We start from the raw sequence: 12,533 nt of genomic DNA, 5'->3' as shown, positions 1-12,533 counted from the left end.
CACAGGCCTCGTATGATGGAATTGGCGCGGGTTGTACCCGCATGAGCCCATTTTAGCAAATCCCCGGCCGAGTCGCGACCATGTTGCCCGGCCGCGCCCCGCCAAGGGCGCGGCCGGTACTTAAGCAGGGCTATCGGCGATAGAGCACCATGCCCGCGTGGTACAGGACGCCGTCGACGAAATCGCCGTCGGCCGTGAAGCCGGTATCGTCCCAATATTCGATGTGGTCGCCGGTCACCTCGTAGCGGCCTTCATAGGCCCGTTCCCGCGACCCGCGGGCCTCCACGTAGCGGCCGTTCGGCAGCAGCTCGTGGCGGATCCGTCCGTCCTTGGTGACCCACATCCCGACATAGGGGTGGTCCGGCTTCACCTCGGTCCCGCCGGCGTCCACGGGTATTGCGAGCATGGCGGCAGCCATGAGCGTGGTCAGGGTCTTCTGCATGTCGGTCTCCTTATCCTCGGGTGCCGGTCAGTTCGGCGAGCGGGTGGGGCGGATGGTGATCTCGGTGGTGTCGACGCTCTGAGGCGCCTCGATCACCTGGCGCACGGCCCGGGCGATGTCCGAGGGCTTCAGGGCGATGGCCCGGTAGTCGTCCATCAGGGCCTTGGTCCCCTCATGGGTGATCGTGGAGGCGAGGTCGCTCTCGACGACGCCGGGGTTCACGCAGGTGATCCGGATCGTGTCGCTCTCCTGGCGCAGGCCGTCCGACAGCGCTCGCACGGCGAACTTGGTCGCGCAGTAGACGGCGGCGGTCGGCACGACCGACAGGGCCCCGATCGAGCCGATATTGATGATCTGGCCCGACCCCTGCCGCTCCATGACCGGCAGTACGGCCCCCATGCCCCAGAGCGTGCCCTTGATGTTCACATCGACCATCCGCTCCCACTCGTCGTGCTTTCCGGCCGACAGCGGGGAGAGCGGCATGACACCGGCATTGTTTACCAGAACGTCGATCCGGCCCCAGCGGGCCACGGCCGCCTCGGCGAAGGCGAACACCGCCTCCCGGTCCGTGACGTCCAGGGCGTGGGCCTCCGCCGTGCCACCAGCGGCGCGGATCTCCGCCGCGACGGCCTCGATCCGGTCGGTCCGACGGGCGCCCAGGAGCACCTTCGCGCCATGGGCGCCCAGCTCGCGGGCAATGCCCTCGCCGATCCCGCCGGAGGCGCCGGTAACAAGAATGACCTTATCCATCGTTGTCTCCGTGATTGCGTGGAGACCCGGAGATGGACCTTGGCGGCGGTTACCGGTATCTAGGTATCGATGGACAAACTGGTTAGCAAAACTTGACAATCAATATCGACCTGAACCTCCTGCCCCTGTTCGCGGCGGTGGCCGAGGAGAGCAACTTCCGCGCCGCGGCCGACCGGCTGGGGGTGACGCGCTCCGCCGTGAGCCAGGGCATGCGCCGCCTGGAGGACGGCCTGGGTGTGACCCTGGTCACGCGGACCACCCGCTCCGTGCGGCTGACCGAGGCGGGGGAGCGGCTCTACGCCACCCTGTCGCAGCCCATGGCCGATATCGGCGACGCCCTGGAAGGCCTGGCCGGCGAGGAGCGGCCGCGCGGGATGCTGAAGCTCGCGGTGACCTCCATCGCCGAGGAAGTCCTGTCGGGGCCGTTCCTCGTCAGCTTCGCCGAGGCCCATCCCGAGGTGACCCTCGACGTGACGGTCACCGACGAGGAGTTCGACATCGTCGCGGCCGGCTTTGATGCCGGAGTCCGGCTGGGCGAGGTGATCGAGATGGACATGATCGCCGTGCCGGTGACCGGCGACCAGCGCGAGGCGGCCGTGGCCACCCCGGGCTATATCGCCGCCCACGGGGCGCCGGCCCATCCGCGCGATCTGGTCCGCCACCGCTGCATCGGCTGGCGCCGAGCGACCAATGTGGCTCCCCACCGCTGGGAGTTCGTGGAGAACGGCGTCGCCTTCGATGTGGCGGTGGATCCCTATGTCACCACCAACGATCTGTGGCTCATGCTCCGCATGGCGCTGAGCGGCGGCGGCATCACCTTCGCCACCTCCGACACCTTCCGTCCCTATCTCGAGCGCGGCGAGCTTGTCTCGCTCCTTGAGGACTTCCTGCCGCCGTTCCCCGGCTTCTTCCTCTATTATCCCCAGCGCCGGAACCTGGCGCCGAAGCTACGGGCGCTGGTCGACCACACCCGCAACTGGCGCTGATCCCCCGTCTGCAAAAGCAAACGGCAAGCCTCCGGATGGAGGCCTGCCGTTCACGTGGGCCTGGCCGGAGCCTAGAGCACCAGGGCCAGCAGGATGACCACCGACAGCGGCATGCCGAGCAGCCACAGGATCAGGTAGGGCATGATGTCTCCTCCAAGGCGGCGGCGCGGTCAGCGGCGCGGATGGGTGAACCAGCGGATGACGGTTTCCTGGTCGCGATGGGCGCCACCGACGCCGGCGGCCCACCACGATCCCGCCGCGGCGATCAGCAGGGCCGCGGCCAGCACGAAGGCGCTGAGCACCGTCGCGATCCGGGCGGTCTCGGCTGCCGCTTGAGCCTCCTCGACCGAGGCCTGGACCGCGGCGGCCATCTGGTTGACCCGCAGGATGGCCTCCTGCTCGCTCAGGCTGGTCTCGGCCGCGACGACCTCGGCCAGATAGGCCCGGTCCGGCTGGGAGATCTCGCCACGTTCGACGGACCGGGTGACGATCGGCAGCAGGTCCTCGACCGCCGCCGCCCGGCTCTCCGGCTGGGAGGCGTAGCCGCCCGGCTCGGCGGGGCGCAGGAGCTGGTTCAGCTCGTACGCGTAGCTTGAGCCGGCCATCTCCGCGACCGCATCGCCGGCCGCCGCCGCAACTTGGGCGCCGGTCCGGGCGGCGGTGTCCACCGTCGCCGCCAGCAGGAAGGCGCTGAACAGCACGCCCAGCGCCCAGACCGCCAGGCCGTGCACGCCGTCGCGCACATCGGACTCGTGCTCGGTGGCATCGAACAGGCGCTGGCGCATCCGGCCGGTGACATAGGCGCCGGCCATATGGCTGGAGACCAGCACCCAGATCGTCCAGAGCGCCACGGCGATCAGCAAGGCGGTGCCGCCGATCCCCTCCTCGCCGAAGGGCGAGACGACCGACAGGCCGATCGCCGCCCCGAAGGTGTTCAAGACGAAGGACACCGCCGTCGCCAACAGTGCCCCCACGAAAATCGCCTGCCAATCGATGTGACTGGCGGCCGTTCCGGTATCGCTACGCACGACCGCCGCTGGCTCCGCGGCACGCATGTTCTCTGCCATTGTGGTCTCCTAAATCAGCCTGCCGCGCCGGCCCAGCGGACCGGCCGGGCTTCAGCCGATGCCAAGCAGCGAAAGGATCGCGAGAACGATCACGACGAGGCCGACGAGATAGATGATTCCATGCATGGGATTGTCCTTCCGACAGGATCGCGGTGCCGGAGGAACGTGCGGCCGAATTCAACGGTTCCCGCAGGCGTCAATGAAACTGCGGCTGGATGGAGTCGTTTGACGACGGATGCAGGCTTTTTCCGATGCCCCACCCTAACCGGCGGCGGCGATCGCCTCGGCCATGAGCTCCAGGCCCAGGTCGATCTCGGCGTCGCTCGCGGTCAGCGGCGGCGCGATGCGGAACACCGCGCCCATGGCCGGGATCTTCACCACGTTCATGCTCAGGCCCCGGGCCATCGACTCCGCGGCGATCCGGTCGCCCCGGTCGAGGTCGGGCAGCTTGCTTGCCCGGTCGGTGACGATCTCCATGCCGAGCAGCAAGCCGCGGCCGCGGACGTCGCCGATGCAGTCGAAGCGCTGCTTCAGCGCCTCCAGCCCGTCGCGCAGGCGGGCCCCCGCCACGGCGGCCCGTTCGACCAGCCCGTCGCGCGCGACCACGTCCAGAACCGTCAGACCGACGGCGGCCGGCAGCGGGTCGGAGACATGGGTGGTCAGGAACACGAAGCCCTTCTCGTAGGCGGTCTCCTCGATCGCCTTGCTGGTCAGCACGGCGGAGAGCGGCAGGCCGGCGCCGAGCGTCTTCGACAGGGTCAGGATGTCCGGCGTGATGCCGTCGCGCTGGAAGGCGAACATGTGGCCGGTGCGCCCCACACCGGTCTGTGCCTCGTCGAGGATCAGGAGCATGTCGCGCTCCTCGCATTTGCGCTTCAGCGCGGCGAGGTAGCCCTCGGGCAGCTCGATGATGCCGCCGGAGGACAGGATCGGCTCGGCGATGAAGGCGGCGAGGCTGCCGGTCGACTGGGCGTCGACCTGGGCGAAGGCGTCGTCCAGTTCGGTCTGCCAGTCGAGACTACCGTCGGAATGGGTGAAGCGCGGCCGGTAGGCGTGGGGTGCGGGGATCGCGATGTTGCCGACGGTCACCGGCCCGTACCCCTTGCGCGCCGAGCTGTAGGTCGCGCCGGCGGCCGCGCCGGTCATGCCGTGCCAACTCTTGTTGAAGGCGACGATCTCATGGCGGCCGGTGACGCATTTGGCCAGCCGGATCGCCGCCTCGTTCGACTCCCCACCGGTCGACAGCAGCATCGCCTTTTCCAGCCCCGGCACCATGCCGCCCAGGCGGGTGCACAGATCGACCACCGGGCGGGACAGCATGCCGCTGAACAGATGGTCGAGCCGGCCGACCTGCTCCCGCACCGTGCGCACGATGTCGGGATGGGAATGGCCCAGCAGCGAGCTCATCTGGCCCGAGGTGAAGTCGAGGATCCGGCCGCCGTCCTCGTCGAAGACGAAGCTGCCCTCGGCGCGGGCGATGACCCGTTTCTCGAAGGCCGGGCCGTAGCGCATGACGTGGTTTTCCACGTCCGACCAGAAGGCGTCCTGTGTCTTCCCGCTGTCCTGCTGGGTCATCCGCGTGCTCCCGTCTCGGCGGCCGTTCGACAGGGGGAAGACTAGCGGCGGCGGGCACGTTAGAAAGTTTCATAGTATAAATGCCGGACTTAAAAATTTCTTATAGCGATGGCCACTCTCGACATCCTTCTGCTCCGCAGCTTCGTCGCCGTCGCCCGGGCCGGGTCGTTCCGGGCCGCCGCCGACCGTGTGGGCCGCACCCAGTCGGCCGTCAGCCTGCAGATGAAGCGGCTGGAGGACATCACCGGGGAGCGGCTGTTCCACCGCACCGGCTCCGGCGTCACCCTGACGGTGGCGGGCGAACGGCTGATGGTCGGGGCCGTGCGCATCCTGTCGGCCCATGACGAGACCCTGGCGTCCATCCGCGCCCAGGGATTGCAGGGGGCCATCGCCTTCGGGTGTCCGGAGGACTACCTGACCGCCTTCTTCCCCGACCTGCTGCGCCGCTACGGCCGGGACAACCCGGAGGTGGAGGTCGAGATCGTCTGCGCGCCGACCGTCGCGCTGCGCCCGCTGCTGCAGCGCCGCCACATCGACCTGGCCATCGTCTCGGTCCCCCTGTCCGGACCGGGATCGGCCCCGGCGGAGGAGATCTTCCGCCGGGAGTCCTTCGCCTGGATCGCCAATGCGCCGGAGCCCGACCTGCTGACGGCGCCGTTCCTGCCGCTGGCGCTCTCCAGCCCGGAGACCCTGGACCACCGCACGGCGAAGAGCGCTCTGGAGGAGGCCGGCCGGCCCTACCGCGTCACCCATGCCAGCGACGGCTTCGCCGGGCTGCTGGCCATCGCCCGCGCCGGCCTGGCGATCAGCCTGGTGGTCCGCTCGGCGGTGCCGTCGGACCTGCATGTGGTGGAGACGGGCCTGCCGCCGCTGCCGGAGATCGGCATGTCGATCGCCTACGCCTCCACCCGCCCCTCCCCGGTGGTGCGGGCGTTCGGGGAGTTCATCGCGGGGAGTCTGGGGCAGGCCTGACGCCACTTCGGGGTCGGCCAAGCGCCGATTGTCTGGATGTAATGTTATGTTATAACATTTCATATTAATCCCCCTCCCCCTCAGGAAGCGAAGAACGTCATGACAGCAAACGTTCAAGAGAAACTGCCGGTCACGGTCCTCTCCGGCTTTCTCGGCGCCGGCAAGACGACCCTGTTGAACCACGTGCTCAACAACCGCGCCGGCAAGCGCGTCGCCGTGATCGTGAACGACATGAGCGAGGTCAATATCGACGCCGACCTGGTCCGCGCCGGCGGAGCCGATCTCAGCCGCACCCAGGAAGCGCTGGTGGAGATGTCGAACGGCTGCATCTGCTGCACCCTGCGCGACGACCTGCTGGCGGAGGTCCGCCGCCTTGCCGCCGAAGGCCGCTTCGACTATCTGCTGATCGAATCCACGGGCGTTTCGGAGCCGCTGCCGGTCGCCACCACCTTCGACTTCCGCGACGCGGACGGCGACAGCCTGTCCGACGTCGCCCGGCTCGACACCATGGTGACCGTCGTCGATGCGGTGAACCTGCTGAAGGACTATGGCTCCACCGACTTCCTGCGCGACCGGGGCGAGACCGCCGGCGCCCAGGACGACCGCAGCCTCGTGGACCTGCTGGTCGAGCAGATCGAGTTCGCCGATGTCATCGTGCTGAACAAGCTGGACACCGCCTCGCCCGAGCAGCGCGACGCGGCCGTCGCCATCATCAAGGCGCTCAATCCCGATGCCGACCTGATCGAGACCAGCCAGAGCCGTGTTGCCCTGGACCGGGTGCTGGATACCGGCCGGTTCGACCTGGAGAAGGCCCAGAGCCATCCGCTGTGGTTCAAGGAACTCTACGGCTTCGACGCGCACGTGCCGGAGACCGAGGAGTACGGCGTGACCAGCTTCGTGTTCCGCGCCCGGCGGCCGTTCGAGCCCATGGCGCTGGCCGCCTTCATCGACCGGAGCTGGCCCGGGGTGATCCGCGCGAAGGGGCATTTCTGGCTCGCCACCCGGCCCGGCTGGGTCGGCGAGGTCAGCCAGGCAGGCGCCCTGGTCCGCACCGAGCGGCTCGGCCACTGGTGGTGCAGCGTGCCGAAGGAACGCTGGCCCCAGGACCCGGCCTGGGTCAGCCATGTGGAAGGGCTGTGGCACCCGGTCCATGCGGACCGGCGGCAGGAGATCGTCTTCATCGGCCAGGGCATGGACGAGGCGGCGATCCGCGCCGAGTTGGAGGCCTGTCTGGTGGGCGCCTCCGACGACGAGCCCTTCGACCCGGCCGACTGGCAGGGCCGGCCGGATCCGTTCCCCGCCTGGGAGCGGGAGCAGGCGGCATGACGATGCAGGCGCTTTCTTCCCGCACGCCCCTCGGCGGTACAGAGGACGGCGTGGTCGCCGCCGCCACGCCGGACGAGCTGAGCCGGATCCACGACGCCGGCGTGGACCTCGTCCGTTGGGGGCGTTCCATGCCCGGGGCGCTCGCATCCTGGCTGGACGGGCTGCCCGACGGCCGGCTCCCCCATGTCCGGTTCAGCGCGCCGCTCGGCGCGGTGGAGCGGGCGGCCATCGCCGCCTTCGACTCCGCCGGTCTCGGCCCCTGCGTCGGCCGGCATCTGCTGATCGGCGACATCGTGCTGCTGGCCATGCTGTACAGCCACGTGGAGCAGTCCGAATGGCTGTCGGTGCGGCTCGACCGGATCGACCACGACGCCTGCCGCAAGCCGCATATCGACCGGGTGACGACGCGGCTGCTCTGCACCTATCGCGGCGACGGCACGGAGTTCGGCCTGCCCGGCCACGATGATGTGGGGTGGCGCCGCGGCGGGTCGCTGGGCCGTTTCGAAGTGGGCCTGGTCAAGGGACTGCTCCACCCGGCCCGCCGGCTGGCGGCGCCCGCCCTGCTGCACCGCTCGCCGCGCTTCCAGCCGGGCAGCCGCGAGCGGTTCCTGCTCTGCATCGGCGCCGCCCACGCGCCGAGCGCCGAAGGCCGGAATTCGGAAACGCTGCACTGAGGGCTGCGCACCGGACGGGGCCGGGCGTCGAGGCGCTCGGCCTTAGCGCATGCCGGTCGACCGGCGCAGGCCGCGAGAGATCAATCGGAGCTGGTTTAAGGAAGTTTGGCGGAGAGAGAGGGATTCGAACCCTCGGTGAGCTTGCGCCCACAACGGTTTTCGAGACCGTCCCGTTCAACCACTCCGGCACCTCTCCATAAGGCTCGTTCAGGAGCAGGCCGGGAACCTAGTCAAAGCCGATGCACGATGCAAGCACGCGATGCGGGGCTTCGCCTCTAATCGGCCTCGACTAGACTCGGTCCCGTCCGGCGGCCGCTCTTCGTACCGCTCCGACAGCCCTCGGGACGGCCCCGTCGATACATCCCCCGATACATCCAACGATTCAACATCACTTCGTGTTGACACGCAAAGCGCCATACGTATAGTGCGCGCTCCGTTGCGTGCCGACAGGCGGCGCGCCCACTAGTTTTGCCAGGATCGAGCCGATGTTCGCAGTCGTTAAAACCGGCGGCAAGCAGTACAAGGTCGCCTCCGGGGACGTGATCAAGGTCGAGAAGCTCGACGCCGAGGCGGGTGCCACGGTCGAGATCGACCAGGTTCTGATGGTCGGCGACGACGCCAATCTGACCGTCGGCGCCCCCCTGGTGGCCGGTGCTTCCGTTGCCTTCGAGGTGCTGGACCAGCGTAAGGGTCCGAAGATCACGATCTTCAAGAAGAAGCGCCGTAAGAACCATCGCCGCACGCGCGGTCATCGCCAGAACCTCACCGTTCTGCGCGTGACCGGCATCAGTGCCGGCGCCTAACCGAGCTAGAGGAGAGTAGATCCATGGCCCATAAAAAGGCAGGTGGTAGCTCCCGTAACGGCCGCGACTCAGAAGGTCGCCGCCTGGGCGTGAAGAAGTTCGGCGGCGAGTCCGTCATTCCGGGGAACATCCTGGTCCGCCAGCGCGGCACCAAGTTCCACCCGGGCGACAATGTCGGCATGGGCAAGGATCACACGATCTTCGCCAAGGTCGAGGGCAAGGTCGAGTTCCGCCACACCCGCGGCCGCACCTATATCGGTGTCGCAGCCGCCGAGGCGCCGGCCGAGTAAAGCCGCCCCGACAACCGGGAGCGGCATCGAAGGGAACGGTTCGCCGTTCCCTTTTTTCGTACCCGCGCGCAGGATGTCTCCTCCGCGGGGGATCGCGGAGGACGTGACGTGAAGTTCCTCGATCAGGCCAAGGTCTTTGTCCGCAGCGGCAACGGCGGCAACGGCTGCCTCAGCTTCCGCCGCGAGGCCTTCATCGAATTCGGCGGGCCGAACGGCGGCGATGGCGGACGCGGCGGCGACGTGATCGTCGAATGCGTGGCCGCGCTGAATACCCTCATCGATTTCCGCTATCAGCAGCATTTCAAGGCCGAGAACGGCCGGCCCGGCATGGGCCGGGACATGACCGGCGCGTCCGGCAAGGACATCGTGCTCCGCGTGCCGCTGGGCACCCAGGTCTGGGACGAGGATTACGAGACCCTGCTCGCCGACATGACGGAGGTGGGCCAGCAGGTGAAGCTCGCCACCGGCGGCGATGGCGGCTTCGGCAACGCCCGGTTCAAGTCCTCCACCAACCGCGCACCGCGCAAGACCACCCCCGGCTGGCCGGGCCAGGAGATGTGGATCTGGCTGCGGCTGAAGCTGATCGCCGATGCCGGGCTGGTCGGCCTGCCCAATGCCGGCAAGTCCACCTTCCTGTCGGCCGTGACCGCGGCCAAGCCGAAGGTCGCCGACTATCCCTTCACCACCCTGCATCCGGGCCTCGGCGTGGTCAGCCTCGGGGACGAGGAGTTCGTGCTGGCCGACATCCCCGGCCTGATCGAGGGGGCGCATGAGGGGGCCGGCCTTGGCGACCGGTTTCTCGGCCATATCGAGCGCTGCGGCGCCCTGCTTCATCTGGTCGACGCCACCGGCGAGGATCCGGTGGCCGCCTGGGAGACCGTGCGCGAGGAGCTGGCGGCCTATGGCGGTGAGCTGGAGACCAAGCCCGAGGTCCTAGCGCTGAGCAAGACGGACACCATGACCGCGGAGGACGTGGCGGCGCTGCAGGACCTGTTCGAGGAAGAGACCGGCGAGCGGCCCATGGCCCTGTCCAGCGCGTCCGGCCAGGGCGTGCGCCAGGCGCTGGGCCGGCTGATGGATCACATCCGCGCCGACCGCAGCGACCGCCAGGCCGAGGAACAGGAGGCCGAGCGCGAAGAAGGGGATCCGGCGTGGGTACCGTAAGCGTCACGGCCGAGGCTCAGCCCGCCGTGTCCGGCCATCGGATCGACGAGTCCCGCCGGCTGGTGATCAAGATCGGCTCCGCCCTGCTGGTCGACGAGGAGACCGGTGCGGTCCGCCGGCCCTGGCTCGACGCCCTGGCCGACGACATCGCCGAGCTGCGCCGGGCCGGGGTGGAGGTGCTGGTCGTCTCCTCCGGCGCCATCGCACTGGGGCGCCGGCATCTGGGCATCGACCAGGTCCGCCCGAAGCTGGAGGAGAAGCAGGCCGCCGCCGCGACCGGCCAGATCCTGCTGGCCCATGCCTATCAGGAGGCCCTGGCCCGCCACCACCTGACCGTGGCGCAGATCCTGCTGTCGCCCGACGACACCGAGCAGCGCCGCCGCCACCTGAACGCGCGGGCCACCATCAATACCCTGCTGGCGCTGGGGGCGGTGCCGGTGATCAACGAGAACGACACGGTCGCGACGGCCGAGATCCGGTTCGGCGACAACGACAGGCTCGGCGCCCGGGTGGCCCAGATGGCCAGCGCCGACACCCTGATCCTGCTGTCCGACATCGACGGTCTTTACACCGCCGACCCGCGGCGCAATCCCGAGGCCCGGCACATCTCCGACGTGGAGGGTGTCACCGCGGAGATTGAGGCGATGGCGGGGGCCGCGGGCAGCGGCTATGCGTCGGGCGGCATGGTGACCAAGCTCGCCGCCGCCAAGATCGCCGGGGCGGCCGGCTGCCGCATGGTCATCGCCAACGGCCGCGAGACCCATCCGATCCGCCGCATCGGCGAGGGCGGGCGCTGCACCTGGTTCCATGCCGGCGCCTCGCCGCTGACCGCCCGCAAGCGCTGGATCGCCAGCTCGCTCGCCCCGCGCGGCCAGCTCATCCTCGATGCCGGCGCGCTTCGGGCGCTGAACGCGGGCAAGAGCCTGCTGCCCGCCGGGGTGACCGAGGTGGTCGGCACCTTCGAGCGCGGCGACCTGGTGACCCTGCACGGCCCCGACCGGGTGATCCGCGGGCGCGGGCTGGTGGCCTACGGGTCCGACGACGCGCGGCAGATCGCCGGGCTCAAATCCCGTGAAATCGAGACGGCCCTCGGCTACCGTGGCCGCGACGAAATCGTCCACAGAGACGATCTGGTGCTGGCCGACGGCCGCGCCGCCGAGGAGGAAGACGCGCGATGAGCCTTGTGGAAGACAAGCCCGGCGCCCAGGCGAAGACCGGCGATATCGACGCGATCATGCTGGAGATCGGCCGCCGTGCCCGTGCCGCCGCCGCGGTGCTGGCCCAGGCCTCTTCCGCGCAGAAGGACACCGCCCTGCGGGCTGCCGCCACCGCGCTTCGCGAAGACACACCGGCGATCCTGGCCGCCAATGCCAGGGACATCGCCGCGGCCCGCGAGAAGGGGCTGCGCGACAGCATGGTCGATCGGCTGCTGCTGGATGCGGGCCGGGTGGAGGGCATCGCCAACGGCCTTGAAGTCGTCGCCGATCTGCCCGATCCGGTGGGGGCGACCATGGCCGAGTGGGAGCGGCCCAACGGGCTGCGGTTCGAGCGCCGGCGCGTGCCGCTGGGCGTGATCGGCATCATCTACGAGAGCCGCCCCAACGTGACCGCCGATGCCGGCAGCCTCTGCCTGAAGGCGGGCAACGCGGCGATCCTGCGCGGCGGTTCGGAGAGCTATCACTCCTCCACCGCCATCGTCGCCGCCCTGCACAAGGGCCTGCGCGCGGCGGGTCTGCCCGAGGATGCGATCCAGTCGGTGCCGACCACCGACCGGGCCGCCGTCGGCAAGCTGCTGACCATGCCGCAATATGTCGACGTGATCGTCCCGCGCGGCGGCCGCTCGCTGATCGAGCGGGTGCAGACCGAGAGCCGGGTCCCGGTCTTCGCCCATCTGGACGGGCTGTGCCACGTCTATCTCGACGCCGGCGCCGACAGGGACAAGGCGGTCGCCATCGCGGTGAACGCCAAGATGCGCCGCACCTCGGTCTGCGGCGCGGCCGAAACCCTGCTGGTGGACCGCAAGGTCGCCGCCGACCTTCTGCCGCCGGTGGCGGACGCCCTGCGCAAGGCGGGATGTGCCCTGCGCGGCGACGCGGACGCCCGGGCGATCGTCACCGACATGGAGCCGGCCAGCGACGCCGACTGGGACACCGAATATCTCGACGCCATCCTCTCGGTCGCCGTGGTCGACGGCGTGGCGGGGGCCATCGCGCATATCAACGAGCACGGCTCGCACCACACCGACAGCATCGTCACCGAGGACGACGCGGCGGCGGAGCGGTTCCTGGCGGAGGTCGACAGCGCCATCGTGCTGCACAACGCCTCCACCCAGTTCGCTGACGGCGGCGAGTTCGGCTTCGGCGCGGAGATCGGAATCTCCACCGGCCGGATGCACGCTCGCGGCCCGGTCGGCGCGGAGCAACTGACCAGCTTCAAGTACCTGGTGCGCGGGACCGGCCAGACCCGCCCGTGACCCTTCAGCGG

13 protein-coding genes and 1 tRNA gene are annotated in these 12,533 nt (G+C 69.4%); 9 read left to right on the top strand and 5 right to left on the bottom strand.

Translation table 11 applies throughout. The features are described 5' to 3' along the window. Positions 1–130: 130 nt before the first annotated feature. Entirely contained in the window at positions 131–442 is a 312-nt protein-coding gene (locus tag ACOQOP_RS20945; RefSeq protein ID WP_420563758.1) for an Atu4866 domain-containing protein, read from the bottom strand. Positions 443–469: 27 nt separating this feature from the next. After that, a complete protein-coding gene (locus ACOQOP_RS20940; protein ID WP_420563757.1) occupies positions 470–1,192 on the bottom strand; it encodes an SDR family oxidoreductase in 723 nt (240 codons plus the stop codon). A 92-nt stretch (positions 1,193–1,284) separates the two neighbouring features. Here ACOQOP_RS20940 and ACOQOP_RS20935 point away from each other — a divergent pair, with 92 nt between their 5' ends. After that, positions 1,285–2,178 (top strand): LysR family transcriptional regulator, encoded by an 894-nt coding sequence (locus ACOQOP_RS20935; protein WP_420563756.1) that lies wholly within the window; start codon positions 1,285–1,287, stop codon positions 2,176–2,178. 170 nt (positions 2,179–2,348) lie between these two features. Here ACOQOP_RS20935 and ACOQOP_RS20930 read toward each other — a convergent pair whose 3' ends face one another. Together ACOQOP_RS20930 and ACOQOP_RS20925 are read right to left on the bottom strand one after the other, a co-directional pair. After that, a complete protein-coding gene (locus ACOQOP_RS20930; protein WP_420563755.1) occupies positions 2,349–3,245 on the bottom strand; it encodes a hypothetical protein in 897 nt (298 codons plus the stop codon). 261 nt (positions 3,246–3,506) lie between these two features. Beyond that, entirely contained in the window at positions 3,507–4,820 is a 1,314-nt protein-coding gene (locus ACOQOP_RS20925) for an aspartate aminotransferase family protein (RefSeq protein WP_420563754.1), read from the bottom strand. A 108-nt stretch (positions 4,821–4,928) separates the two neighbouring features. On the opposite strand from ACOQOP_RS20925, the gene ACOQOP_RS20920 reads away from it, so the two are divergent. From ACOQOP_RS20920 to ACOQOP_RS20910, 3 genes are all read left to right on the top strand, one after another. Continuing rightward, positions 4,929–5,792, top strand: a complete 864-nt coding sequence (locus ACOQOP_RS20920) for a LysR family transcriptional regulator (protein ID WP_420563753.1) — start codon at positions 4,929–4,931, stop codon at positions 5,790–5,792. Positions 5,793–5,891: 99 nt separating this feature from the next. After that, the gene (gene zigA, locus ACOQOP_RS20915) at positions 5,892–7,118 is read left to right on the top strand and encodes a zinc metallochaperone GTPase ZigA (protein ID WP_420563752.1); all 1,227 of its coding nucleotides are present in this window, start codon (positions 5,892–5,894) and stop codon (positions 7,116–7,118) included. Next, a complete protein-coding gene (locus ACOQOP_RS20910) occupies positions 7,115–7,792 on the top strand; it encodes a DUF1826 domain-containing protein (RefSeq protein WP_420563751.1) in 678 nt (225 codons plus the stop codon). Before zigA ends, ACOQOP_RS20910 begins: the two co-directional genes overlap by 4 nt. A 106-nt stretch (positions 7,793–7,898) precedes the next feature. Here the strand turns inward: ACOQOP_RS20910 and ACOQOP_RS20905 are convergent. Next, positions 7,899–7,988: transfer RNA gene (locus ACOQOP_RS20905), tRNA-Ser, on the bottom strand. Positions 7,989–8,277: 289 nt separating this feature from the next. Between ACOQOP_RS20905 and rplU the strand changes: the two genes are divergently transcribed. From rplU to ACOQOP_RS20880, 5 genes are all read left to right on the top strand, one after another. Continuing rightward, the gene (rplU, locus tag ACOQOP_RS20900) at positions 8,278–8,595 is read left to right on the top strand and encodes a 50S ribosomal protein L21 (protein WP_028795692.1); all 318 of its coding nucleotides are present in this window, start codon (positions 8,278–8,280) and stop codon (positions 8,593–8,595) included. 23 nt (positions 8,596–8,618) lie between these two features. Continuing rightward, a complete protein-coding gene (gene rpmA, locus ACOQOP_RS20895; protein WP_420563750.1) occupies positions 8,619–8,885 on the top strand; it encodes a 50S ribosomal protein L27 in 267 nt (88 codons plus the stop codon). 108 nt (positions 8,886–8,993) lie between these two features. Further along, the gene (gene obgE, locus ACOQOP_RS20890; protein WP_420563749.1) at positions 8,994–10,049 is read left to right on the top strand and encodes a GTPase ObgE; all 1,056 of its coding nucleotides are present in this window, start codon (positions 8,994–8,996) and stop codon (positions 10,047–10,049) included. Next, positions 10,037–11,227, top strand: coding sequence for a glutamate 5-kinase (gene proB, locus ACOQOP_RS20885; protein WP_420563748.1), 1,191 nt, complete (start codon positions 10,037–10,039; stop codon positions 11,225–11,227). Before obgE ends, proB begins: the two co-directional genes overlap by 13 nt. Further along, on the top strand, positions 11,224–12,522 hold the full coding sequence (locus ACOQOP_RS20880) for a glutamate-5-semialdehyde dehydrogenase (protein WP_420563747.1): 1,299 nt from the start codon (positions 11,224–11,226) through the stop codon (positions 12,520–12,522). The genes proB and ACOQOP_RS20880 overlap by 4 nt, the downstream gene beginning before the upstream one ends. Positions 12,523–12,533: the final 11 nt, after the last annotated feature.

Origin of the sequence: Thalassobaculum sp., assembly GCF_965223715.1 — a bacterium.
GTDB lineage: Bacteria > Pseudomonadota > Alphaproteobacteria > Thalassobaculales > Thalassobaculaceae > Thalassobaculum.
This window is presented reverse-complemented; position numbering and strand designations above follow the sequence as displayed.

Bases quoted from the DNA above. Each gene is read 5' to 3' on its own strand.
- rplU (WP_028795692.1), top strand. From the start codon at position 8,278: ATGTTCGCAGTCGTTAAAACCGGCGGCAAGCAGTACAAGGTCGCCTCC.
- ACOQOP_RS20940 (WP_420563757.1), bottom strand. From the start codon at position 1,192: ATGGATAAGGTCATTCTTGTTACCGGCGCCTCCGGCGGGATCGGCGAG.
- ACOQOP_RS20945 (WP_420563758.1), bottom strand. From the start codon at position 442: ATGCAGAAGACCCTGACCACGCTCATGGCTGCCGCCATGCTCGCAATA.
- ACOQOP_RS20930 (WP_420563755.1), bottom strand. From the start codon at position 3,245: ATGGCAGAGAACATGCGTGCCGCGGAGCCAGCGGCGGTCGTGCGTAGC.
- rpmA (WP_420563750.1), top strand. From the start codon at position 8,619: ATGGCCCATAAAAAGGCAGGTGGTAGCTCCCGTAACGGCCGCGACTCA.
- ACOQOP_RS20910 (WP_420563751.1), top strand. From the start codon at position 7,115: ATGACGATGCAGGCGCTTTCTTCCCGCACGCCCCTCGGCGGTACAGAG.
- zigA (WP_420563752.1), top strand. From the start codon at position 5,892: ATGACAGCAAACGTTCAAGAGAAACTGCCGGTCACGGTCCTCTCCGGC.
- ACOQOP_RS20925 (WP_420563754.1), bottom strand. From the start codon at position 4,820: ATGACCCAGCAGGACAGCGGGAAGACACAGGACGCCTTCTGGTCGGAC.
- ACOQOP_RS20880 (WP_420563747.1), top strand. From the start codon at position 11,224: ATGAGCCTTGTGGAAGACAAGCCCGGCGCCCAGGCGAAGACCGGCGAT.
- ACOQOP_RS20920 (WP_420563753.1), top strand. From the start codon at position 4,929: ATGGCCACTCTCGACATCCTTCTGCTCCGCAGCTTCGTCGCCGTCGCC.